Source organism: Desulfovermiculus halophilus DSM 18834 (genome assembly GCF_000620765.1).
Taxonomy (GTDB): Bacteria; Desulfobacterota; Desulfovibrionia; order Desulfovibrionales; family Desulfothermaceae; genus Desulfovermiculus; species Desulfovermiculus halophilus.
In genome coordinates this window covers 36,255-56,584 of the sequence record NZ_JIAK01000012.1, presented here as the reverse complement: position 1 = coordinate 56,584, position 20,330 = coordinate 36,255, and the positions used below count along the sequence as shown (strand labels likewise).

At 53.4% G+C, this 20,330-nt stretch carries 24 protein-coding genes; 15 read left to right on the top strand and 9 right to left on the bottom strand.

What is annotated here, in order from left to right; translation table 11 throughout:
• The first annotated feature begins 26 nt into the window (after positions 1-26).
• The 4 genes from N902_RS0107440 to N902_RS0107425 all read left to right on the top strand — a co-directional run bounded on the left by N902_RS0107440 (position 27) and on the right by N902_RS0107425 (position 3,985).
• A complete protein-coding gene (locus N902_RS0107440; RefSeq protein ID WP_051564415.1) occupies positions 27-1,193 on the top strand; it encodes a double-cubane-cluster-containing anaerobic reductase in 1,167 nt (388 codons plus the stop codon).
• Positions 1,123-2,304, top strand: a complete 1,182-nt coding sequence (locus N902_RS0107435; RefSeq protein ID WP_244147388.1) for an ABC transporter substrate-binding protein — start codon at positions 1,123-1,125, stop codon at positions 2,302-2,304. Before N902_RS0107440 ends, N902_RS0107435 begins: the two co-directional genes overlap by 71 nt.
• A 234-nt stretch (positions 2,305-2,538) precedes the next feature.
• Complete coding sequence (locus N902_RS0107430) at positions 2,539-3,213, top strand: ABC transporter permease (RefSeq protein WP_244147387.1); 675 nt, start codon at positions 2,539-2,541, stop codon at positions 3,211-3,213.
• The gene (locus N902_RS0107425; RefSeq protein ID WP_208596281.1) at positions 3,170-3,985 is read left to right on the top strand and encodes an ABC transporter ATP-binding protein; all 816 of its coding nucleotides are present in this window, start codon (positions 3,170-3,172) and stop codon (positions 3,983-3,985) included. The genes N902_RS0107430 and N902_RS0107425 overlap by 44 nt, the downstream gene beginning before the upstream one ends.
• Positions 3,986-4,063: 78 nt before the next feature.
• On the opposite strand, the gene N902_RS0107420 is transcribed toward N902_RS0107425, so the two are convergent.
• On the bottom strand, positions 4,064-4,495 hold the full coding sequence (locus N902_RS0107420) for a PIN domain-containing protein (RefSeq protein ID WP_027370424.1): 432 nt from the start codon (positions 4,493-4,495) through the stop codon (positions 4,064-4,066).
• On the bottom strand, positions 4,485-4,706 hold the full coding sequence (locus N902_RS0107415; protein ID WP_027370423.1) for a hypothetical protein: 222 nt from the start codon (positions 4,704-4,706) through the stop codon (positions 4,485-4,487). The genes N902_RS0107420 and N902_RS0107415 overlap by 11 nt, the downstream gene beginning before the upstream one ends.
• Before the next feature lie 290 nt (positions 4,707-4,996).
• On the opposite strand from N902_RS0107415, the gene N902_RS0107410 reads away from it, so the two are divergent.
• Genes N902_RS0107410 through N902_RS0107395 form a run of 4 tightly spaced genes read left to right on the top strand, consistent with a single transcriptional unit; the run spans position 4,997 to position 8,337 of the window.
• Complete coding sequence (locus N902_RS0107410; RefSeq protein WP_027370422.1) at positions 4,997-5,836, top strand: phosphate ABC transporter substrate-binding protein; 840 nt, start codon at positions 4,997-4,999, stop codon at positions 5,834-5,836.
• Positions 5,833-6,726, top strand: a complete 894-nt coding sequence (locus N902_RS16895) for a PstC family ABC transporter permease (protein ID WP_051564413.1) — start codon at positions 5,833-5,835, stop codon at positions 6,724-6,726. The genes N902_RS0107410 and N902_RS16895 overlap by 4 nt, the downstream gene beginning before the upstream one ends.
• Positions 6,713-7,585, top strand: a complete 873-nt coding sequence (locus N902_RS0107400; protein ID WP_027370421.1) for a PstA family ABC transporter permease — start codon at positions 6,713-6,715, stop codon at positions 7,583-7,585. Before N902_RS16895 ends, N902_RS0107400 begins: the two co-directional genes overlap by 14 nt.
• Positions 7,576-8,337, top strand: coding sequence for a phosphate ABC transporter ATP-binding protein (locus N902_RS0107395; RefSeq protein WP_051564412.1), 762 nt, complete (start codon positions 7,576-7,578; stop codon positions 8,335-8,337). The genes N902_RS0107400 and N902_RS0107395 overlap by 10 nt, the downstream gene beginning before the upstream one ends.
• A 23-nt stretch (positions 8,338-8,360) precedes the next feature.
• On the opposite strand, the gene N902_RS19655 is transcribed toward N902_RS0107395, so the two are convergent.
• Both N902_RS19655 and N902_RS16890 read right to left on the bottom strand, forming a co-directional pair.
• Positions 8,361-8,933, bottom strand: coding sequence for a hypothetical protein (locus tag N902_RS19655; protein WP_153304165.1), 573 nt, complete (start codon positions 8,931-8,933; stop codon positions 8,361-8,363).
• A gap of 213 nt (positions 8,934-9,146) precedes the next feature.
• Positions 9,147-9,773, bottom strand: a complete 627-nt coding sequence (locus N902_RS16890) for a PHP domain-containing protein (RefSeq protein WP_051564411.1) — start codon at positions 9,771-9,773, stop codon at positions 9,147-9,149.
• A 326-nt stretch (positions 9,774-10,099) separates the two neighbouring features.
• Here N902_RS16890 and N902_RS0107385 point away from each other — a divergent pair, with 326 nt between their 5' ends.
• A complete protein-coding gene (locus N902_RS0107385; protein WP_034622160.1) occupies positions 10,100-10,684 on the top strand; it encodes a nucleotidyl transferase family protein in 585 nt (194 codons plus the stop codon).
• A gap of 31 nt (positions 10,685-10,715) precedes the next feature.
• Positions 10,716-12,047, top strand: coding sequence for a BPG-independent phosphoglycerate mutase family protein (locus N902_RS0107380; RefSeq protein ID WP_027370418.1), 1,332 nt, complete (start codon positions 10,716-10,718; stop codon positions 12,045-12,047).
• Between the two features lie 148 nt (positions 12,048-12,195).
• On the opposite strand, the gene N902_RS0107375 is transcribed toward N902_RS0107380, so the two are convergent.
• Positions 12,196-12,771: an outer membrane beta-barrel protein gene (locus N902_RS0107375; RefSeq protein WP_027370417.1), complete on the bottom strand. Its 576-nt coding sequence runs from the start codon at positions 12,769-12,771 to the stop codon at positions 12,196-12,198.
• 852 nt (positions 12,772-13,623) lie between these two features.
• On the opposite strand from N902_RS0107375, the gene N902_RS0107370 reads away from it, so the two are divergent.
• Both N902_RS0107370 and N902_RS0107365 read left to right on the top strand, forming a co-directional pair.
• A complete protein-coding gene (locus tag N902_RS0107370) occupies positions 13,624-13,809 on the top strand; it encodes a hypothetical protein (RefSeq protein WP_027370416.1) in 186 nt (61 codons plus the stop codon).
• Between the two features lie 76 nt (positions 13,810-13,885).
• Positions 13,886-14,623 carry a hypothetical protein gene (locus N902_RS0107365; protein ID WP_027370415.1) on the top strand — a complete coding sequence of 246 codons (738 nt, stop codon included), beginning with the start codon at positions 13,886-13,888 and terminating at the stop codon, positions 14,621-14,623.
• Between the two features lie 83 nt (positions 14,624-14,706).
• Here the strand turns inward: N902_RS0107365 and N902_RS20575 are convergent, their stop codons facing one another.
• Together N902_RS20575 and N902_RS0107355 are read right to left on the bottom strand one after the other, a co-directional pair.
• On the bottom strand, positions 14,707-15,120 hold the full coding sequence (locus N902_RS20575) for a CD3072 family TudS-related putative desulfidase (RefSeq protein ID WP_341830623.1): 414 nt from the start codon (positions 15,118-15,120) through the stop codon (positions 14,707-14,709).
• 34 nt (positions 15,121-15,154) lie between these two features.
• Positions 15,155-15,904: an acyl-CoA dehydratase activase gene (locus N902_RS0107355; RefSeq protein ID WP_027370414.1), complete on the bottom strand. Its 750-nt coding sequence runs from the start codon at positions 15,902-15,904 to the stop codon at positions 15,155-15,157.
• A gap of 84 nt (positions 15,905-15,988) precedes the next feature.
• Here N902_RS0107355 and N902_RS0107350 point away from each other — a divergent pair, with 84 nt between their 5' ends.
• Positions 15,989-16,231 (top strand): DUF4160 domain-containing protein, encoded by a 243-nt coding sequence (locus tag N902_RS0107350; RefSeq protein ID WP_027370413.1) that lies wholly within the window; start codon positions 15,989-15,991, stop codon positions 16,229-16,231.
• Complete coding sequence (locus N902_RS19160; RefSeq protein ID WP_084287988.1) at positions 16,215-16,463, top strand: DUF2442 domain-containing protein; 249 nt, start codon at positions 16,215-16,217, stop codon at positions 16,461-16,463. The genes N902_RS0107350 and N902_RS19160 overlap by 17 nt, the downstream gene beginning before the upstream one ends.
• Positions 16,464-16,518: 55 nt before the next feature.
• On the opposite strand, the gene N902_RS0107345 is transcribed toward N902_RS19160, so the two are convergent.
• Positions 16,519-17,796 (bottom strand): double-cubane-cluster-containing anaerobic reductase, encoded by a 1,278-nt coding sequence (locus N902_RS0107345; protein ID WP_027370412.1) that lies wholly within the window; start codon positions 17,794-17,796, stop codon positions 16,519-16,521.
• 600 nt (positions 17,797-18,396) lie between these two features.
• Here N902_RS0107345 and N902_RS0107340 point away from each other — a divergent pair.
• Positions 18,397-18,867 carry an HAD family hydrolase gene (locus N902_RS0107340; RefSeq protein WP_027370411.1) on the top strand — a complete coding sequence of 157 codons (471 nt, stop codon included), beginning with the start codon at positions 18,397-18,399 and terminating at the stop codon, positions 18,865-18,867.
• A gap of 33 nt (positions 18,868-18,900) precedes the next feature.
• On the opposite strand, the gene hmcF is transcribed toward N902_RS0107340, so the two are convergent.
• Positions 18,901-20,286: a sulfate respiration complex iron-sulfur protein HmcF gene (gene hmcF / locus N902_RS0107335; protein ID WP_027370410.1), complete on the bottom strand. Its 1,386-nt coding sequence runs from the start codon at positions 20,284-20,286 to the stop codon at positions 18,901-18,903.
• Between the last annotated feature and the right edge of the window lie 44 nt (positions 20,287-20,330).

The following is a 20,330-nucleotide window of genomic DNA, read 5'->3' as shown; positions in this document are numbered from 1 at the left end:
AGTTAAGGTAAAAAAGCTAGGTGATTATGCAAGCACACCATACTTTTCCTCGGACCTGGACACTGTTTGACCAACGCGGAGAACAAAGCCTGCTTGAGCTGGATGAATGGGCCAAAGCAGGAGGTCTTGTGGCCGGGATATATTGCATTTATGCCCCGGTAGAACTCATCAGGGCTGCAGGGGCGGTACCGGTGGGACTGTGCGGGAAGAAGCAGGATCCCATTGCCGAGGCGGAAAAGACACTGCCGGCAAGCCTTTGTCCGTTGATCAAGTCCAGTTACGGGTACGCCATAACAGATACCTGCCCTTTTTTCGCGGCTTCTGATTTTGTTGTCGGTGAAACAACTTGTGACGGCAAAAAAAAGATGTACGAGTTCCTGGGGCGCATCAAGCCTGTGCATCTCATCCATCTTCCATACACCCAAGAACTGGGTCTGGATTTTTGGCATGCGCAGCTGCGGCAGTTTCAGGAATTTCTGCAGCAAAGAACCGGGGTACACGTCACAGAGCATGCCCTGTGCCAGGAAATGGCCATCAACAAGGAAATCCGAGGAACATTGTATACCATAGCCCAGCTCTGGTCTGCCAATCAGGATCCTTTGCCCGGGGCAAAGCTTCTTCCCGTCATGGAGAGCAAGGGATTTGTTGTGGATCAGGAAAAATATCTCAAGGATCTGCATGCCCTGGAAAATGAGTTGCGAGATTTGCGCAGTCAGCAGGATGATAGAGTGTATGGGCCAAGAAAACCTCGAATATTACTTACCGGCTGCCCGGTGGGCAAAGGTTCGGACAAGGTGGTGCACATTATTGAAGAACAGGGCGGTGTGGTGGTTGCTTCTGAGAATTGCTCCTCCTTAAAACCGTTGTCCTTGGCTGTTGACGAGCAGGAAACCGATTCCCTTCGGGCTCTTGCCGCATCCTATCTGCAGCTTCCATGTTCCTGCATGACCCCGAATGAACAACGATTTTCGCTTCTTTCCCAGTTGGTGGCTGATTTTGATGTGCAAGGAATTGTGGATCTGACCTGGACCGGATGTCATACGTACAATGTTGAGTCTGCCGTAATCGAGGAATATCTCACAGAGATCCTGGAACTGCCTTTCATCCAGGTGGATACAGATTATGCAACAGCGGATACCGGCCAGCTCCAGACCAGGCTGGGAGCCTTTCTGGAGCTTGTCACTGAACAATAACCGCGTAGGAGTATTCATGAAAAAGTTGATACAGTTTGGATGTCTTTTGGCAACAGCAGTGTGTTTTGCGTTTAACGCGGAAGCAAAACCGCTGAAGGTGAATATGGGGTACATCTTTACCACCCATCACACACCTTTTATTGCCGCCATGTCTGAAAACGAAAACTTTGAAAAATTCGGGGTACACCTGGAATCTGTGGTTCCAAAGCAGAAGTATGATCTGTATCAGGCTGGAAAGCGACTGGCCCGGCTGAACATAGTGGTTTCCAAAAGCGGTTCGGAAACAAGTACATTATTCGCCCAAAACAGGCTGGATATAGGGTTGGCCTCGATTACAGCCATGCTTACCGGCATCGATCGGGGCAATGGGGTCAAGATCCTATGTCCTACGCATGTGGACGGCATGGGGCTGGTGTTTCCCAAAGGATCCAAAATCAAGGGATGGGATGATGTCTCGGCCGTTATTGAGAGTTCAAAGCAGCCAGTAAAAGTCGGATATCACTCCCCTACCTCGGCTCCCCGGATGGTGATCGAGGGAGCTTTACGCCAGGCTGGCTTGACTGTGACCCAGGATTTCAGTCAGCAAGATGCCGATGTTTTGCTGGTTGATCTCAAATCGACGTCCAATCTTATTCCGGCCTTGGTCAGCAAGCAGGTTGACTGCTGGGTCGGCCCCGCTCCTTATCCAGAAGTGGCCGAAATCAAAGGAGTGGGACATATAGGTTTGGATCTGCGCAATCTTTCGCCCCAGGGACAATGGCACAATTTCCCCTGCTGCGTCATGGCTGGCACTGAGCGCATGATTGCCAAGCATCCTGAGGTGGTCCAGGCCCTTGTCCAGCTGATGACCAAAAGCGCTGCCTGGTGCAACGAGCATCCGGCCAAAGTAGCCCAGATTATGGCCAACTGGATTGGAGTTCCAGCTGAGGCTGTTAAACGTTCGAGTATCATTTACACCACTGAGCCAACTGAGCATTGGAAGCAAGGCGTTGATATGTTTCTGGACATGCTCAATTCAATGGATAAGTTCAAGGCAAAACTCAAGGATAAGAATTTATCGCAAATTGAGGATGTTGTTTTTGATTTTCGGTTTACCGAAAAAAATAACTAAGCAACCCGAGAGCATCCCCTTTTCGAAAAGGGGATGCTCTCGGGTTAAAATGCACAGTGGGTTTCCACAATTATGACTCGAACTATTTCCTCACTTGCGCTGCACATTACAGTGCCCTTGAGCTTTCTTTTGCTCTGGTCTTTTGCGGCTGTGATTATTAATAATGCCGTTATCTTGCCTACAGTCTCCGAAGTTGCAGGTCTCTTGGCCGCCCCTACCGAGGAATTGATCAGCATGGGATCGTTGCTGAGCAATGTTCTGGTCAGCCTGATCCGGGTGCTCATGGGATACTTTGTAGCTGTAGCTCTGGCCATCCCTTTGGGAATTGTAATGGGGACATATGGACGTATCTATTCAATGCTCAACAACTTCTTGAGCCTCTTTCGGCCCATTCCACCTCTAGCTTGGGTCCCCTTGGTAACGGCCTGGTTCGGGGTCTCCAGCCTGGCTGGACCATTGGGCCTGGAACAAGGCCAATGGTATATCTATTTGAGCAACCTGAAGTTCTCTATGTTGTTCATTATCTTTATCGGAGCCTTTTATCCAATTCTGACCTCAACCATCTATGGGGTGAAAAACGTCAATCAGACCCTGATTGAGGCCAGCCGGGTCCTTGGAGCTGATGAGTGGACCATCTTTCGGAAAGTTGTTCTTCCGGCGGCAATGCCATCCATTGTCACCGGACTCCGGATCGGGCTGGGCATAGCCTGGATGTGTCTGGTTTCCGCCGAAATGCTTCCCGGCAGTCTCTCCGGTATCGGCTATCTGATTACCCATGCCTATACCTTGGCTTCCACAGACATAGTTATTGCTGGCATGGTGTGTATAGGGTGTGTGGGAGCTTTCATGGATCTCATTTTCCGCTATGTTGAAGAAAAAAAGTTCACGTGGCAAAGAACGTCACGATAGGAATGCTCACAATATGATTCGGATCGACAGGGTAAGTAAAACCTTTCAAACAGCTGATGGCCGACAAGTTGAAGCTGTACGCACCTTTGATATGTTTGTAGAAAAAAACGGGTTCGTGTGTATTGTCGGCCCTTCTGGATGTGGTAAATCAACCCTGTTGCGGATGATAGCTGGATTGGAACGGCCCAGCCAAGGGCATATCCTGTTTCAGGAGCGGGAGATTGTACGTCCGGACCAGGAAATAGGTATGGTTTTCCAGGAATATTCCTTACTGCCATGGCGATCGGTTCTGGAAAATGTCTGCCTGGGGCCTGAATTTGCCGGCCATTCTGCCCGGGAATGCAAAGACCAAGCTTGGCGCTTCGTTGATCTGGTGGGAATGAGAGATTTTGCCGGTTCCAAGCCGCACGAACTCTCTGGTGGCATGCGGCAGCGAGTGGCCATAGCCAGGGCATTGGCCAATGAGCCTCAGGTCCTGCTTATGGACGAGCCCTTTGGAGCTTTGGACGCCTACACTCGTATACTTATGCAGAGAGAACTCTTGAAAATCTGGGAAAAAGATACAACCACTATTCTCTTTGTCACCCACAGCGTAGACGAGGCGGTCTTCCTGGCTGACCGCATTGTGGTCATGTCCGCCAGGCCGGGTCAACTTGAAGATATTATTGATGTTGATTTGGACAGGCCAAGAGACCGGGGGCAAGCAGAATACGCGCAACTGACCGCCCGCATCCTGAAAATGCTGGAACAGCCCGAGGGAGTTATCGGCTAGTCAGGCGAACTTTGAAGACCTTGTACCGTGTGATTCGTCAACTGGGGGCGGAGAGGAATGATCGTTAGAAGAAACGACTTATTGTTCAGCCAGGAAAGGATTTTCAATGGTCAACCCCTCTATACGTTGCCTGTGCTGCAAGTCTTCACTATACAGTCGGTTACAACCAGCCTGTAAGGCGGCAGAGACAATCAAAGAATCATAAAAGCCGAAATGATACCGATCCTGGATGTCTAAAGCCCGAAGATAGAGTTTTTGAATCGGCATAATGCTCCACAATGGGAAGAGTACTGCTTCCAAATATGTACGTGTTTCAGCTTGTCCGAGTGGAATTTCAGCCTTACGTCTGATAGTATTCAGGCATTCCTGAATAACCTGAAAGCTAATACACGCATTCCCGTTGGCGATACCTTGAGTAATAATGCTTTCAGCAATGCTTCCTTTCTGCTCATCCAAAAATTCAAGCTGATAAATGAACAGATTGGTATCCAGAAAAAAATCAGCGCTCATTCATTTCGTCCCGGGTCAGCTTACAGCCAATGCGAACCTTTCCTCGTAATTTACGCAGCGTAGATTGGGCCAGTTCAGCTTTTTGTTCCTGGCCAACATAGCTTTGCAGCCAGCGCCGGAATTCGTTGTTCAATGTCGTATGTTCCCTACGGGCGCGGTCGCGGGCGGATTCGATCAAGTGTTCGTCAGCACTGAGGGTAATATTTTTCATAGAGACCTCCTTCACGAGAAACGTGTACACTATAATAGTGTTGATGCATTTAAGTGTCAACTGAGCGTACAGTTTTCTTCATGTTCTGACAGATCTTATCAGGTCTTCTGTAGTCACCCAGTGTTCTGAAGAAAAAGAATCCTCCCCTTCCACTCTATCCATTTTCTCCACCCATCAGTTTTTCCGATACGATAACTCGTTTTCAATCAGAAAATCGAATTGGAAGGAAAGACCTGGGGTATGCTATATATAGATGTTGATGTGTACCCATAAACCGACAGGGGGCTTGTATGAAACGTGTTCTGTCCATTGGAATTTTCTGTCTCGGCCTGCTGGCTCTCAGCGTCCAGCCTAGTCTGGCAGAATCATCGCCTCTTTCTGCGTTCGACAGCCTGTCCGGAAGCCTGAGCATTGCCGGAGGAACGGCCCATATCCCGGTCATGAAGGAGGCGGCCAAAAGGATTATGACCCGCAATCCTGACATTTCCATCACTGTGGCCGGAGGCGGCTCCGGAGTCGGGGTGCAGAAAGTTGGCGAAGGGCTGGTGGATATCGGCAACACCGGCCGGCCGATCAGTGCCCAGGAAAAGGAAAAATATGGCCTTTTGTCCTATGCCTTTGCCATTGACGGGGTGGGCTTGGCCGTGCATCCGGACAATCCGGTTGGGGACTTGAGCAGTGATCAGGTGCAGGCTGTATTTGCCGGGGAGATCACCTCCTGGAAAGAGCTGGGCGGACCGGATAGGGCCATCAATCTGTATACTCGGGATGAGGCCAGTGGCACCCGGAAGGTCTTTTGGAAAAAGGCCCTGGACAAGGGACCGATTGCGGTCAAGGCCAACGTGGTTCCTTCCAACGGGGCCATGAAGGTGGCCATTTCCCGGGACAAGGCAGCCATTGGATACTTGAGCATCGGGCATATGGACGACTCCATCTCCCGGGTGGCCATCAAAGGTGTGCTGCCCACGCAGGAAAATGCAATTGATGGCTCCTACACCGTGCTCCGCAAGCTGTATATGAACACCAAGGGAGAGCCAATTCCCTTGGCTCAAGCCTTTATCGAGTATGTGCAAAGCCCGGCAGGCGCAGAGATTGTTTCTGAAAGCGGATTCATCCCCTTGGGGAAATGATTTGTAAGACCCTCGTGCACACAAAGCCTCAATCAAATCACTTCAGCCGGCTTTTGCTTTTCAGCGCGGCCGGCATCAGCATGTGCCTGGTGCTGGCCGTGTTTGCTTTTTTGATGGCTTTTGCCTGGCCGGTATTTGCCGGCCAGGAGTGGAAAGCCCTGTTGAGCATGGATTGGAGGCCTTTTCAGGGCCATTACGGCATCCTGCCCATGATCCAGGGCTCCCTGGCCCTGACCGCCACGGCCATGCTGGCGGCCTATCCCCTGGGGATCGGCCTGTGTCTGTTTTGCTCCGGTATTGGCCCGGACTGGGCTGCTCGATTTTTACGCGGGCTTGTACAGTTCATGGCCGGAATCCCCACAGTGGTGTACGGGTTTGTGGCCGCCTTTACCCTGGTCCCTTTTCTGCGCCATCACTTTTCCGTGGGTACAGGGTATTCCTGGCTGGCCGCCAGTATCGTCTTGAGCTTCCTGGTCCTGCCCACCGTGGTCCTTATCGCCTTAAGCGCCGTGCACAGGGTGCAGCAGGATTTATCCCTGACCTGCTCGGCCTTGGGCCTGTCCAAGGTCCAATCCCTGGTTTCGGTCATATTCCCTGCCGCCTGGCCCGGTCTGCTGGCCGCCGGACTGCTCGGATTCGGCCGGGCTGTGGGCGATACCTTGATTGCCCTTATGCTGGCCGGCAACGCTCCCCAGACCCCGGATTCCATACTGGACTCCATCCGGGTTCTGACCGCCCATATCGCCCTGGTTGTGGCCACAGACAGCCAGAGCCCGGCCTATCGTTCCGTTTTTGTGGCCGGGTGCCTTTTGTTCGCCATAGCCGCTGTGATCAATGTTTCTGTCTTTTGGGTCCTGAAAAAATACAGTCGAACATATGCCCCGGAGTAAGGAGCGGATAATCATCATCTACGCCTGGGGGTGCGCCTTGGCTACTTTGGTGGTCATCGCCAGCCTGTGCGCTTTTCTCCTGGTCCAGGGCAGCTCGGCTCTGAGCCCCAGTCTCTTTTTTGGGGAGGCACCGGTGTGGCCGGCTCTGATGGGGAATGTCCCGGTTTGGGAGGGCATTTGGCCGGCCTGTGTGGGGACCTTGACTTTGGTCTTTCTGGCCACCGGGATTTCCCTGCCTTTGGGCCTGGGGTGTGGATTGTACCTGGCCCTGATGGCCACGGGGCGGACCAAGGATGTGTGCAGCATTTTGATCAATCAGCTGGCCAGCATACCCTCCATTATCATGGGCCTGTTCGGGTTTGCCCTGATCCTTTTTTTGCGCAAAACGTTTTTTCCCCAGGCCAATACCTGCCTTCTCCTGGCGGCTTCATGCATGGCTGTTTTGATTCTGCCCTATATTGTTCGTTCCACCCAGAACGCTGTGCAGGCCATTCCCCTTTCGCAACGGCTGATTGGCCCCAGTCTGGGATTGACCCTGGGCCAGAACATTGTGCACATTATTCTGCCCCAGGCCGGCAAAGGCATTCTGGGCGGCGTGATTCTGGCTGTGGGCCGGGCGGCGGAAGATACAGCGGTTATTCTGCTCACCGGAGTGGTGGCCAACTCCGGCCTGCCCCAAGGCCTTTTGGGAAGCTTCGAGGCCCTGCCATTTACCATCTATTTTCTGGCCGCGGAGTTTCGTACACCCCAGGACCTGCTGGTCGGTTTTGGGACTTGCCTGGTCCTTTTGCTGTTGACCTCGTCCCTGTTTGCCCTGGCCCATCTCATTCAGCGAGGACTGCACAGACAATGGAGCTGAGCAACCCCGCCCTTTTTCTTGAAGCCCAAGCCCTGACAGTGGATTTCGACCGGCAGCAAGCCCTGGATAGGGTAGATTTGCAGGCAATTCAGGGTGAAGTTACCGTTTTGCTGGGCAGGTCAGGTTCGGGCAAGACTACCTTCCTACGCAGCTTGAATCGGCTCAACGATGAATTAGGGGCTCAAACCAAGGGTTCGGTACGTTTGTTGTTGGATGGACAGTTGCGGGAGATCTTGGCTTCAAACATGGACCCTAACTGGCTGCGGCGAAGGGTGGGCATGGTTTTTCAAACCCCGAATCTTTTGCCCACATCCATTGCCAAAAATATCCTCACCCCCTTGAAGCTGGTCTCCAAGATGGACAAAGCGACCCGGGAAGAACAAATGCACAAGGTGCTCAAGCAGACCCGGCTCTGGGATGAGGTCCGTGATCGGCTCAAGACTCCGGCCCTTTCTCTGTCCGGCGGGCAGCAGCAGCGCCTGTGTCTGGCCCGGACCCTGGCTTTAAAGCCCCAGATTCTGCTTCTGGATGAGCCTACAGCATCTCTGGATTTTCGAGCCACCAGGCATATAGAGGAGCTGCTGCTGGAGCTGGCCGAGACCTATCCCATGATTATTGTCTCCCACAGCCCCGGACAGGCGGAGAGGCTGGCCCATGCAGTGGCTGTGTTCAGCCAGGGCCGGGTGGTGCAGGAGCTGAAGAAGGGGGAGATATCTTGTGCCGAGCTAAAGAAGTGTATTGATTACTCATGATACAGTTCGCAGCATGGATTTGACTAAATATTGTGGCATGTTGAACAGTTCTGAGTGTGTGGAGGGGGATGTGGGGCTTCAGAAAAGATTTTCCTGCTTTTCTTCTGCTCATGACAGCTTTGGCACAGAGGTTGCCCATTCAAAGATGACCGAACATTTTTTTCCGCCGGTGTTACTTGACGGACCTCTGATTCCCTTGTCTCAGGAGTCTTTTGGGTCTTCTCTGCTTTCTGATTTATACAATTCTCTGGGGCATGTTGTAATCGTACTCTGTGTTCAGTCCCACTAACGACAACGAGAAGCTCACATGGAATCTGACTTGGAGAATATATCTCGATTTCTATTTCATCATGGTCTCGCTCATAACGAAACTGACCTTGAACTTCCTCCATTGACCATGGATTTACAATTGATATATCTTTGAAAGATACGTTGTTAACTGATGTACCCTCGAGTTCAATTTCCAATTCTTTTTCATCTTCTTCCCATTTTGATTCGATCTTGAAAGTTTTTCCCCCGAAACCCGGGTTGAATGCCAAAAATACACTGAGAAGAATCAGGGCCAAGACACAGAAAGCACAACTCAGCTTATTCATAGTGTATACTCCATGTTTACATTATTTCCTACCAAAATGGTAGTTTATTTGGTTTCATGTACCCTTGTCAAGCTTGGCCGGGAAATACGAACACTGCCGAAAGGACTTTAAAAAACTGGGTATCCACTAAAGGTGTAGTGAAAGCTCAGGCTTAGCCTATCATTGTTAGCCCACTAAGGAGGACGTGTTGCAGAATGAGATTGCTTCTCAAAGTCACGCGCAAGAGGCCAATGCCGGGCTGAAGCTTTTCGATGCGACAGGAACCGGAATGCCCCGGCCGGAAATCAGGGCCGAGACAAGGTCCATACGGCTGTGGATTGGACTGGGGAAGCGGACTGGAAAGCGGCCCAGCTCCTCCAGGCTGTGGGCATCGCTTCCGGCAACCGGAATAAGCGGATAGCGAGTAAACCAGGTCCGGGTCTGAGCGTTTTCCAGGGCCGTATTCCGGCCGTTTTCCTGTTCAAGGATGGGGCAGAGCCCGGAGCGGATCAAATCACGATCAACACCGCGTCTGTTGCGGAAGGGATGGGCGCCTATGGCCGCTCCGCCGGTGGCCCGAACATGTCCCAGCACCTTTTCGGCGCTGAGTCCGAGGGGGAGATTTTCATACGGGCCGAAAAGCAGAAAGTCTCCTTGCCGGGTGGTGTATTCCTGGCCGATAATCACCACCAACCCGTTGCCCTGCACTCCCTCGGTTACCAGTTGCCTTGCGGCCATGGTATCGTGGTCGGTGATACACACCCCGTCCAGACCATTGTCCTGAGCATGATGTACTATGTCTTGCAGGGGAAGATTGCTGCACGAAGAAATAGTGCTGTGGACGTGGAGATCAAATAGCATGCCAAAGTAATCCTTCAATCAGGGTAAATTGTGATCAAAACCTACCCTTTTTCCCGAGGGAAAACAAATCGAAAATTATAATCCAAGCCCAGGTTTGAAATAGCGTTTGGTAATATAATCTAAAGGAAGCCTGTGCTTGACGGTTATTCCTGCATTCAATAACTTAGGTGGTCTTATGGTTCCCACGCTCTGCGTGGAACTCTTCTGGGCCGCTCCGCGGTCGATTGGTGACGCGGGAGCGTCCCGCTGTCGTTTTTTCGCAGAGCGCGAAAACGACACCAGCGATCAATGCAATTGCAACCAAAGCATGTCACGAGAGTTGTAACATGAGCTTCGCCCAGACCATTCTTTCTCGAAAAACCGGGGTTATCCACGGCCGGTTCCAGATTTTGCACAATGATCATATGGCCTATCTACTGGCCGGGAAGGATGAATGCGAGCATCTGGTGGTGGGAATCACCAACCCGGATCCCAGTCAGACGGCAAAGGATGATACAGATCCGGAACGCTCCGATTCCCGGGCCAATCCCCTCAGCTATTTTGAACGTCTTCTTCTGGTCAAGTGTGCCTTGGTGGATGCCGGTCTGGGGGAAGCAGATTTTTCGGTCACGCCCCTGCCGATCAATTTTCCGGAACACTATTCAGCCTATGTACCCATGCAGGCCACGTTCTTTCTGACCATTTATGACCAGTGGGGACGGCGCAAGCTGGAATATTTTCATTCCCTGGGGCTTACAACCAAGGTCCTGTGGGAGCGTTCCCCTGAAACAAAGGGCATCAGCGGCAGTCACATCCGGCAGGCCATGGCTGTGGGTCAACCTTGGGAGCATCTGGTGCCGGAGAGCACGGCTGTTCTGTGCAAGGCTTGGGGGCTGCCGGAGAAGCTGCGGACGGAATTGGCAAGGAACTAGATGAACCTGGAGCTGAAAAACCATTTTCCATATGTCTCCCTCCAAATGCCTATTTATCATCCTGGACGGTCTGGGTGACCGGCAATATCCCGAGCTTGAGGACCAAACACCCCTTCAGGCCGCGCATACTCCCAATCTGGACCGATTAGCGCGCCTCGGAGGCAATGGCCTGTATCATCCCGGGCGCCTGGGAGAGCCATTCCCCAGCGAAAGCGCTCACTTCGCCCTATTCGGCTACCCCCAGGCCCTGTTCCCCGGCCGGGGCCCGCTGGAAGCCATTGGTGCGGGGATTGAGCTGGCTGAGGGCGAGGTGGCTGTCCTAACCCATTTCGTGAGTGCCGAAAAAAGGGATGGTGTGCTGTTTGTGCGCTGGGATCGTCCGCAAGAGGTTGACGAACACGAGATCCAGGCCGTGTTTGATCAGGCGGCGGCCGGATTTGAGCACCGGGGGGTCGAGATCAGCCTGCATCGAACCAGGGGGCTTTTCGGAGTTCTGGTCCTCCGGGGAGAGGTCAGCCCACGGATTACGGACAGCAATCCTATGCGGGACATGGCCCCGGCCTCTGATGTCGTTCCCTGGAGCGAGGCTGGGAGCAATGTTCAGGCCGAAGCGACGGCCGAGGCTTTGCGGACCTATCTGCGCCGGACGTTCCATGCTCTGGAGTGCTGTGAGGTACAAATCTCCCGCAGACAGCGGGGACTGGCCCCAATCAACGCCCTGGTCACCCAGCGGGCCGGGCGGATGAGAGCTGTGCCGTCCTTTCCATCCCGCACCGGCCTGAAAGGGGCAAGTATCGCCTCCGGAGCCATGTTTGGGGGCTTGGCCGGGCTGGTCGGCCTGGATGCGCATGATGTGCAAAAAGTCAGGGATGTGCAAGCTGACTTCGCCGCCCGCCTGCGTTTGGCTGGCGAGCTCCTGCCGAGGTACGACTTCATTCATGTGCATACCAAGGCCCCGGACCAGGCGGCCCACAGCAAGGACTGCCGGGCTAAGCGGGAGGTTATTGAGGCCCTGGACCGGGCGCTCGCTGCCCACATGCCCATGCTGGCCCAGGATCCGAACATACTCACGGTCATCGCCTCGGATCACAGCACTCCGAGCAGCGGACCCATGATCCATTCCGGGGAGCCGGTGCCGGTGATAATGCGCGGGGAGACCATCCGCCGGGACCAGGTGCAGGCCTTTGATGAGATCTGTGCTGCCGGCGGCTGCTTGGGCCTGATGCGGGATACGGAGCTGTTTCAAACCGTGCTCAACGGGCTGAACAAAGCCAAACTGCAAGGGATTCGGGAATCGGCTGAGGAGAGGCTCTTTTGGCCTGGTCCGGCTTCGGACTTGTTGTTGGATGAAGGGGATTGGTAGGCAGTGGCGGCAGAGCAGTTGACGATTTTCATATCTCCATGAATAGACTCACGTATCTTGGGGCATATCGTAATCCACAACAACCTGTTAAACGAGGGCAGCCCCATTCCGTCATCCCTATGGGAAGGGGCTGCCCTGCCTGCAGCGCCTAGAAATTATAGTTGATGCCGGCGTTCACACCAAAGCCATCCATGTCAATATCCCCGCCTCTTCCATCGTCATCTGGTTCCAGCCACATATATTCACCTTCTACAAACAGGGATAAGTTTGAGGTGATCTTTTGATCTAGGCCGACCAAGGCAGAGTATGTATATTCGTCGTCCAGGTTTCCGTCGTCCTCATCGAACCAGACATAGCCTACTCCACCCCCTCCATAAGCGCTCAGTCCATTCGTAAATTGTGTTCTGAGCAACAGATTGGCTTGTATCGGGTACATGTCAGTATCAATATGCCCGCTGTCCAGATCTGTGATGTATTCACCCCGCAAATCTAAGCCCAGATCCACGCTTTTCAGGAGTGAGACTCTTGGTTTGGCCACAGGAGTGAAGACTGCATAGTGAAGTCCCCCACCGTATCCTTCATCAAGATCATCAGTGTCCTGATACACACCGTAAACACCAACCTGCTGTTCGAATTCAGAGAACGTTCCGTCAGCGGCCTGTGCACTGCCAATCATGGCCCAGCTGACACCAAGTACCAGAAAGAGATACCATACCTTGTTCATAAAACACCTCCTAGTCCAATTTGAAGTTGTCAGTTCTTCCAATCTGCATTTGTAGATTTTGTTAGCATTTCGGATGCCAATGTTGGATATATTTTTAACTATTTGAAATAAATTGCTTTAAAAGGTCAAGTACGTGCAAGTGCTTGTTGTTTGGAGTGTAGTTTAACATTTTTTATTTACAGCTGTTTTGCATTTCTTGACTTATGCCAAGGGTTTTAAGAAATAGCCAGCCGTTTGTGCCTCAATAACACTTTGCAATGTGCAGGCTCCCAGCAAATGGAGAACGAATTCAAGGAATGCAAAAGGAGGGAAACGCACGAGGTTTTATTCATTGTGTTCATACATATTCCTGCTCCTCAAACACCTATTAATTATTTTTTCAGCATCTGTCAACCAGGCAGGGATGTCGGTGTAGTCTTTACAACCGCAGATGCCTTATCTGCGAAGTTTTGCGGGATCTGCGGTTTCATTTTCTTTTCTGCCGCTGGTGGCGTATCTGCGGTTCCCGTCTTGCGCCATGCCCGCGCTGGCCTGTTCCCGGGAAGACGGGGAACCCTCATCCCGGTCCCTGATCCGGGCAATACCACGAGGGCATGTGGCATACATATTGCTATTTTTTATGCAAATACCGTGTGTTCCGCAGACGTTGGGGACAGCCACAGGGGCCCCTGGTCCTGGCAAATGCAGGCCCGCTGAAGCTGACACATTCACAAGAAGCATGTTATGCCCCGACAAAAGGAATTGGTCTGATCAAGATCGGCAAGATCATGGAGATCTTGTCCAGCGATACCAGAATCAAAGACGATCTACCGGCGTGGGCAGCCAAAGTCGGCCACGAGTATCTTCCTGTATGTGGAATGCCTGTCCCGGCAGGGCAATCTGGACAAGACCAGGTATGTATTTGAAAAAATGTTCGGTTTTGCCAACTACCTGGGGCTCTATGCCGAGGAGTTCGGCCCGCAGGGGCAGCACCTGGGCAATTTTCCCCAGGCCTTCATTCATATAGGCGCTGATCAGCGCGGCCTACGACCTGAATAGGAGGCTTTCGGCCGCCGGGGAGAGGGCTTAAGAAGCGTATTTCGAGGTATTTACCTTATGTGCCGACGAGGAGGTCATGCAAGTGTTCACCAATGAAGAAACAAGAAAAGATACGCAGCTTTCCAGGATTGATCCGGTCCTGAAGACCATGTTCCGCATACTTCTCTACACTATTGCCGTTTTTTTGTTTACATATAGTCTGCCTTATGCCCTGGAGCACGGGGATATTGCCGCCTTTAAGGAAGACGGTTTCATTGAATGGGTTCAAGTCCTTATACTTCTCGGGGCGATATTTATGTTCTTTCTCACCGGGGCATTGAATAAAGCCGTGCGCATTGTTTTTGCCGTGCTTTTTTGTTTCACAGTCTTTGCGCTGATCAGAGAGCTGGACGCCCTGCTTGATTCCCTGGTTCCCTTTGTCGGCTGGAAGTTCGGGTATCTGTCTCTCGCATTTATGGCTTTCCTGCTGTTTCGGCACTGGCGCGATTTTCTAAACCAGCTTCGTATCCTTCTCAGTTCCAGGGCAGGAGTAATCCTTTGGGCCGGCTTCATCGTGGCCGTGCCCATCGGGCAATTGATAGGAGACAGCCAATTCTTGGAAAGCCTGATGGGCGACGACTACTCCCGGGACTACAAACGGGTCATAGAAGAAATACTGGAGCTTATCGGCTATCTCTTGGTAATAATTTCCAGCATCGAATCCTACGTAGAGCTGATTCAGGAGCGGAGCTTCTCTTCCCTGGCCTTTTGGATGGCCCGAATGCCTTCTGCCCTCGAACAACCAGAGCATTTGAATATATCAAAAGAACATTAGATTTCGGCTCTTCCGCAAAGGGCAAACATGCTTAAAACACCTATACTGGAACGGTTAAATGGAAAAAATCTTGATCATTGGCTTCAAAAAGGCCATGGACGATGTGTGCCATTCATCTGGTGCACAACCTGATCAACAGAGCCCAGCTCGCCTCCTGTATATCCACGACAGGTCAGATTCAGACCGCAATTGGGACTCTTGTCCATGCCCAAGACTCCGACGATTTCGTATCCGGCCTGCACAGAGGCCTGAATATGAACCATGGGATAGATCAAAATTTCCCGGCAATGCCGGCGAAAATTGGGGTGGTCGTATTGTTCCTTGGTCATGCCCCATCGGTTCATGCCCAGATAGGTGACTTCCGGACAGGGCAGTTGCAGGAAGCCGCATCCAGACTGAATGTACTCAGAGACCGAGTCTGTGAATACGCCCCCAACTGTGGCCAGAGGCGGAACCTTGGCGTTGGCGTTTATTACGCAGTGGCAGGTGATAAGTATCTTTCGACTCCGATATATGCACCACCTTCCTCTTTTAGCTTTCCCGGGCCAGAAGAGCCGCCCCCAGGGCCCCGGTCATCTGCGGTGTCTCCGGGACCTGGACATCGACTCCCAAGCTGTCGGCCAACAGCTCCCGCATGCAGGGATTGTTGGCCACGCCACCGGCAAAGACCACACTGTCCAGGTTGCTGCTGACCCGGCGCAGCATGCTTACCGCCCTGCGGACCACGGCTGCATGCAGCCCAAGGGCGATTTCCCTGGGATCTTGGCCTTTGGCGATCAAGGAAGTGACCTCAGACTCGGCAAACACTGTGCACATGCTGCTGATGTTTAGAGACTTTTCAGCCCTTAAGGCCTCAGCTCCGAAATCCTGCAAAGAAAACCCCAGGGCCGATGCCATGATCTCCAGAAACTTGCCGGTTCCGGCCGCACAGCGGTCGTTCATCTCGAATTTTTTGACTCTCCCTTTGTCAGTCAGGGCAATGGCCTTGCTATCCTGGCCGCCGATGTCCAAGATGGCCTTGTGTCCCGGCAAGTGGTGCCATACGCCTCGAGCATAGGCCTTGATCTCGGTCACTGTGGGTGTTTCATATGAAACCTCGAACAGGTTGCGGCCGTAGCCGGTGGCCAGGATGCAGTCGTATGCTTTGCCCTGAAGCACTGTCGTGACCCCGCGTAAGGGATCAAACCCGGTATCCGTCTGTTCCTGATCCACGATCCGTCCGTTTTCAACAATAACCAGCTCAATACTCCGGGAGCCGATGTCTATTCCTGCACAGCGCATAGGTGATATCCAGTGTGTATTGACGAGGATTTGAGAATAATTTAGATCTATAAACAGTATGGATGCTGGTTTCTGGAGATATACATGCCTGTCGTGCTTCGCTTTGAAGGTTTAAAATTCTTTTTTTACTCCAACGAAGGGCTGCCTCCGGAACCTGCACATATTCATGTCAGACAAGCGGATGCTGAAGCAAAGTATTGGTTGTCGCCACAGGTACAGTTAGCGAACAATGATGGCTTTAATGCCCCAGCTCTGCGCAGAATTGCTCATTTGATCATTAAAAACCGCGAACAATTACTGGAAGCGTGGAATGAATATTTCTCCTAGATCAGTCACAATTGATCAAGATCGTTTTTGGGTTGAGCTCAACGATGGTCGGACTTTAGGCGTTCCGTTGGCTTGGTTCCCTCGCTTGCTCAATGCTTCTCCAGACCAACTTGAAGACTTTGAGCTTACCCCAAAAGGAATTCATTGGGATGCTTTGGACGAAGATATTTCCATCAAAGGTCTTTTGCTTGGGCAAGGTGACCTCACACATCGTCACGGTGAAGTAGCCTGAGAAAGCCCGTTAATACCTGACAATCAGTACGCCAGGGGGGGCTCTCACCTGGCAGCTACTTGAGCACCTCCAGAAAGGCCTCGATCCTGGTTGAAAGCTGCCCGGCGTCCTCCATGCTGTAATCGGTTTCCACCCGCAGGCAGGGGATGTCCTCTGCCTCCAGGGCCTTCTCCACCGGGATGGATTCCATAATGTAGGGCTGGCAGAACTGGATGCTGTAGTGGATGACCCCGTCGGCTTTGGAATCGGCGTACATCTTCTTGATCCGTTCCAGGCGGTCCGGATTGGGGGTAAAGATGGCGCATTCGATCTGGAAGTAGCGATCCACAATGGCCTCGATCAGTTCATCCAGGGTTTCTCCGGAATCATCCACCAGGTTGCGGTTGCCCCGCTCGCCCACGCAGGATTCTTCCCCCACAATCACTCCGCCGGCGGATTCCACCAGATAGGGCATCTTCCAGTTGGGCACGGCCATTGGGCACCCGGACATCAGGATTCTGGGAGTGCCCTGGGGCATGACGCCTTCCTTGTTTTCCACCCGTGCTTCCAGTTCATCGCACAAGGTGTTCACCGACTTGGTGAACCGCTCCGGGTTGTCGTAGAAAAAGACCTGGCTGGCCAGGAGCCCGTCCAGGCCGGAGATGGGAGCAGGGTCAGCCCAGCGCAGGCGCTGCAGCCTGGCCATGGCTTGGCGTTTGGCATTCACGGTCTGGATTCCCTGCCTTAAGCCGGTCACATCTATGCTCGTCCCGGTCAGCTCCTCCACCGCCTGCAGAAAACGCTTGTACTCGCTGCGCAAAAGGTCCCGGCCCTCTTCGGTCTTCATCTGGGGCATATCCATAACGTACATGTTGTCCACTAGATCCCGCAGCGTCTCGTAGGACTTCTTTTTCCCGTCGCAGGTGTTCTCACCCACGACCATGTCCGATACCTCCAGAAAGGGGCAGACCTTGCCCAGCTTGAAGCCGAAGGAGGATTTGATCAGGGCGCAGGTATTCCGGGGCAGGACCTTTTCCACTTCCTCCATGGCGAAATCAGCTCCGGAACACAGGCCGACCAGGGTGGCGTTTCCAGCCAGGACGATCTCTTCCGGGACAAACACGCAGTAGGAGCCGATTATCTTGCGCCCGGCCTGGTGTTCTTCCCGCAGTTCCTGGATGCGCTGCCCGTGCACCTGGCCCAGGACAAAGTCAAAATAGCGCATACCGTGGGGACGGTTCTTCTGGCTGAGATAGATATCCCGGTAGCCCTGGTTCAGGGCCTCCAGAAGGGCATCGTGGGCATCAAGATCCATGCCCAGCTCGGCCCACATCCGGCGGAAGTCTGTATTCATTCTCTCCTCCATATCTGCATTTCGGGCCCATTTTTTTACTCACCGAGCACACGTACCATATGAATTGCCTGCCATTCCAATTGGTTTTTGTAATCAACTGGTCGCTAAGAGATCAGGAAAGGTAATGGATGGGGACAGCTTGGAACGCAGCTTCACGGCTGGGAATCAGGAAAAGGCTTTATGACCGCTTGTGCTTGCACTGGCCGGCAGTTTGTTGATACTAGACAAGGACTGGATGATCGGGTCAGGAGGCTCGGCCGGGCTTCTAGCCTTGAGGGATAATGAACAGGGGAAAACAGGTTCTTGGACGTAGCCTGTGGACTTTTGGCGTTTGCCATCTCTTCTGTGTGCCCGCTTTCGGCCCGGTATTTTCTAAGCCCCGCCAAAGGGGGATCCCTGCCCCCTCCAGGCACTCACATGATGGACATTGTTTTCAGATGGACTGAGCATATCATGCATGTGAGTGCCTGGTTTCCCCCTTTTGGCGGGACCAAGAAAATGTGCGGGCCTGCCGCTTACGGCACACAGAAGAGACGGCAAACTCTTATAGATGCAATTCCACTTTCTGTGTCGAAGAGCCGGAAAATAGAGGAGAACAGTATGCTGCGGATCGACATCCCGGATTTTGGGGAGCTGAACCTGGAGCACGTGGTCATGGACTACAACGGGACCATGGCTGTGGACGGCGAGCCGGTCCAGGGCATCCGGCGGCGGGTGGAGAAGCTGGCCGAGCAGGTCCAGGTGCATGTGATCACCGCGGACACCTTCGGCAAGGTCCAGGCCAAGCTCGAGGACTGGGCCTGTTCAGTGAAGATTTTGGGCCAAGAGGATCAGGTCGGCCAGAAGCTGGCCTTTGTCCAAGACCTGGGAGCGGACAGATGCGTATGCGTGGGCAACGGCCGCAACGACCGGATGATGCTGGAGGCTGCGGCCCTGGGGCTGGCGATCATGCTGGAGGAGGGAACATCCAGAGAGAGCCTGCTTTCAGCAGACATCGCCCTGCCGGGCATTATCCCGGCCCTGGATCTGCTGCTCAATCCCTTGCGCCTGACCGCTACTTTGCGTTCCTAAACAGTTATTTCTAGGAATACGCAGAGGAAGCCCTTATTCCTCTTTTGGCTGCAGGTGTTCCGGGATTTCGACCATTTTCAAGAGCAGGGGCTTTAAGAACGACCAGCTGATGCCGGCCTTGTATTCCTCTTCCATGTCCCGGATGGCGTCCCAGCAGTTGTGACAGGGAGCCACCACCTGGGTGGCTCCGGTCTTTTTGATTTGATCCAGCTTGCAGCGCAGGCCCACGTTGCGCTGTTCCCGGTAGCGCCCGATGCCGTTTAAACCCCCGCCGCCCCCACAGCAGAAGTTATGCTCCTTGTTCGGGGTCATCTCCCGGAAATCGTCGGCCAGATAGCTCATGATCTCCCGAGTGGCCTGAGTCAGTCCGTGGTTGCGGATGTAGTTGCAAGAATCCTGAAGGGTTATCGGCTCTTTGATCTTTTTGGCCGGATCGATCTTCAGCTTGCCGCTTCGCAGGGCCTCGGCCACCCATTCCACATAGTGCAGGGAAGGCACCGGAGGCTGCCCGTCCCGGCGGCCGGCCCAATACGGCCCCTCGGTCACCGTAGCCCGGAAGGCGTGTCCGCACTCGGTGCCGACCATTCTTTTGGGCCGCAGCCGTTCCATGGCTTCATACACCGTATTCACTTGCATGGTGCAGGCCTCCCAGTCTCCGGCGAACATGGACAGGCTGGTCATGTCCCACCCGGTGCTGGAGACGGTCCAGTTCTCGCCGGCGATGTGGAACAAAATGGCCGCCTCGGCGATGTCGTCCGGATAGTGCATGGGCTCCCGGGCGTTGACCAGATACAGGATGTCCGCGTCTTCCTTGTCCACCGGGATCTGCAGAGAGGGCCAGTCGTCTTCGTACTCCTCGCACATCCAGGAGCAGGTCTCCACCCAGTCCTCAGAGGTCACCGCCATCTGGGCCCGGTACACCCGGTGCATGCCCGAGCCGATCTTCATCTCCCAGGGCACGAATCCCTGACTGAAAAGCAGGCCGCGCAGATAGCTGAACATAACCCCCATGTCGATGCCGTAGGGGCAGTACATCCCGCAGCGGTTGCAGCAGGTGCAGCGGGACCAGGCGTAGTCCATGGCCCGGATCATGAAATCGGTGTCCACCTTGCCTTTGCGCCTGACAATCTCGCCCAGGGTGGACTGGATCTTATAGGCCGGGACCTGCTTCGGATCCCGGTTATTGGTCAGATAAAAGAAGCAGCTGTCCGCGCAGAGTCCGCAATGGGCGCAGAGATCGAGCCAGGTCCGGATGCGTGACTTGCAGGTCTTGTCCAAGGCTGCCTTGAGTTTGGCGGTATCCACTGGCAGGTGCTTCATCTCTTCGTAGTACTGTCTTCCTCCTGTATCGGCCAGAAGGGCGTCCAGGTCTTCCTTGGATTGAACAGGTTGCGGAGAGCAAAGCTGCAGTTCGGACATATGGGTGACTCCGCTGTGAGGTTTTGGATCAAATGCTTTGGATT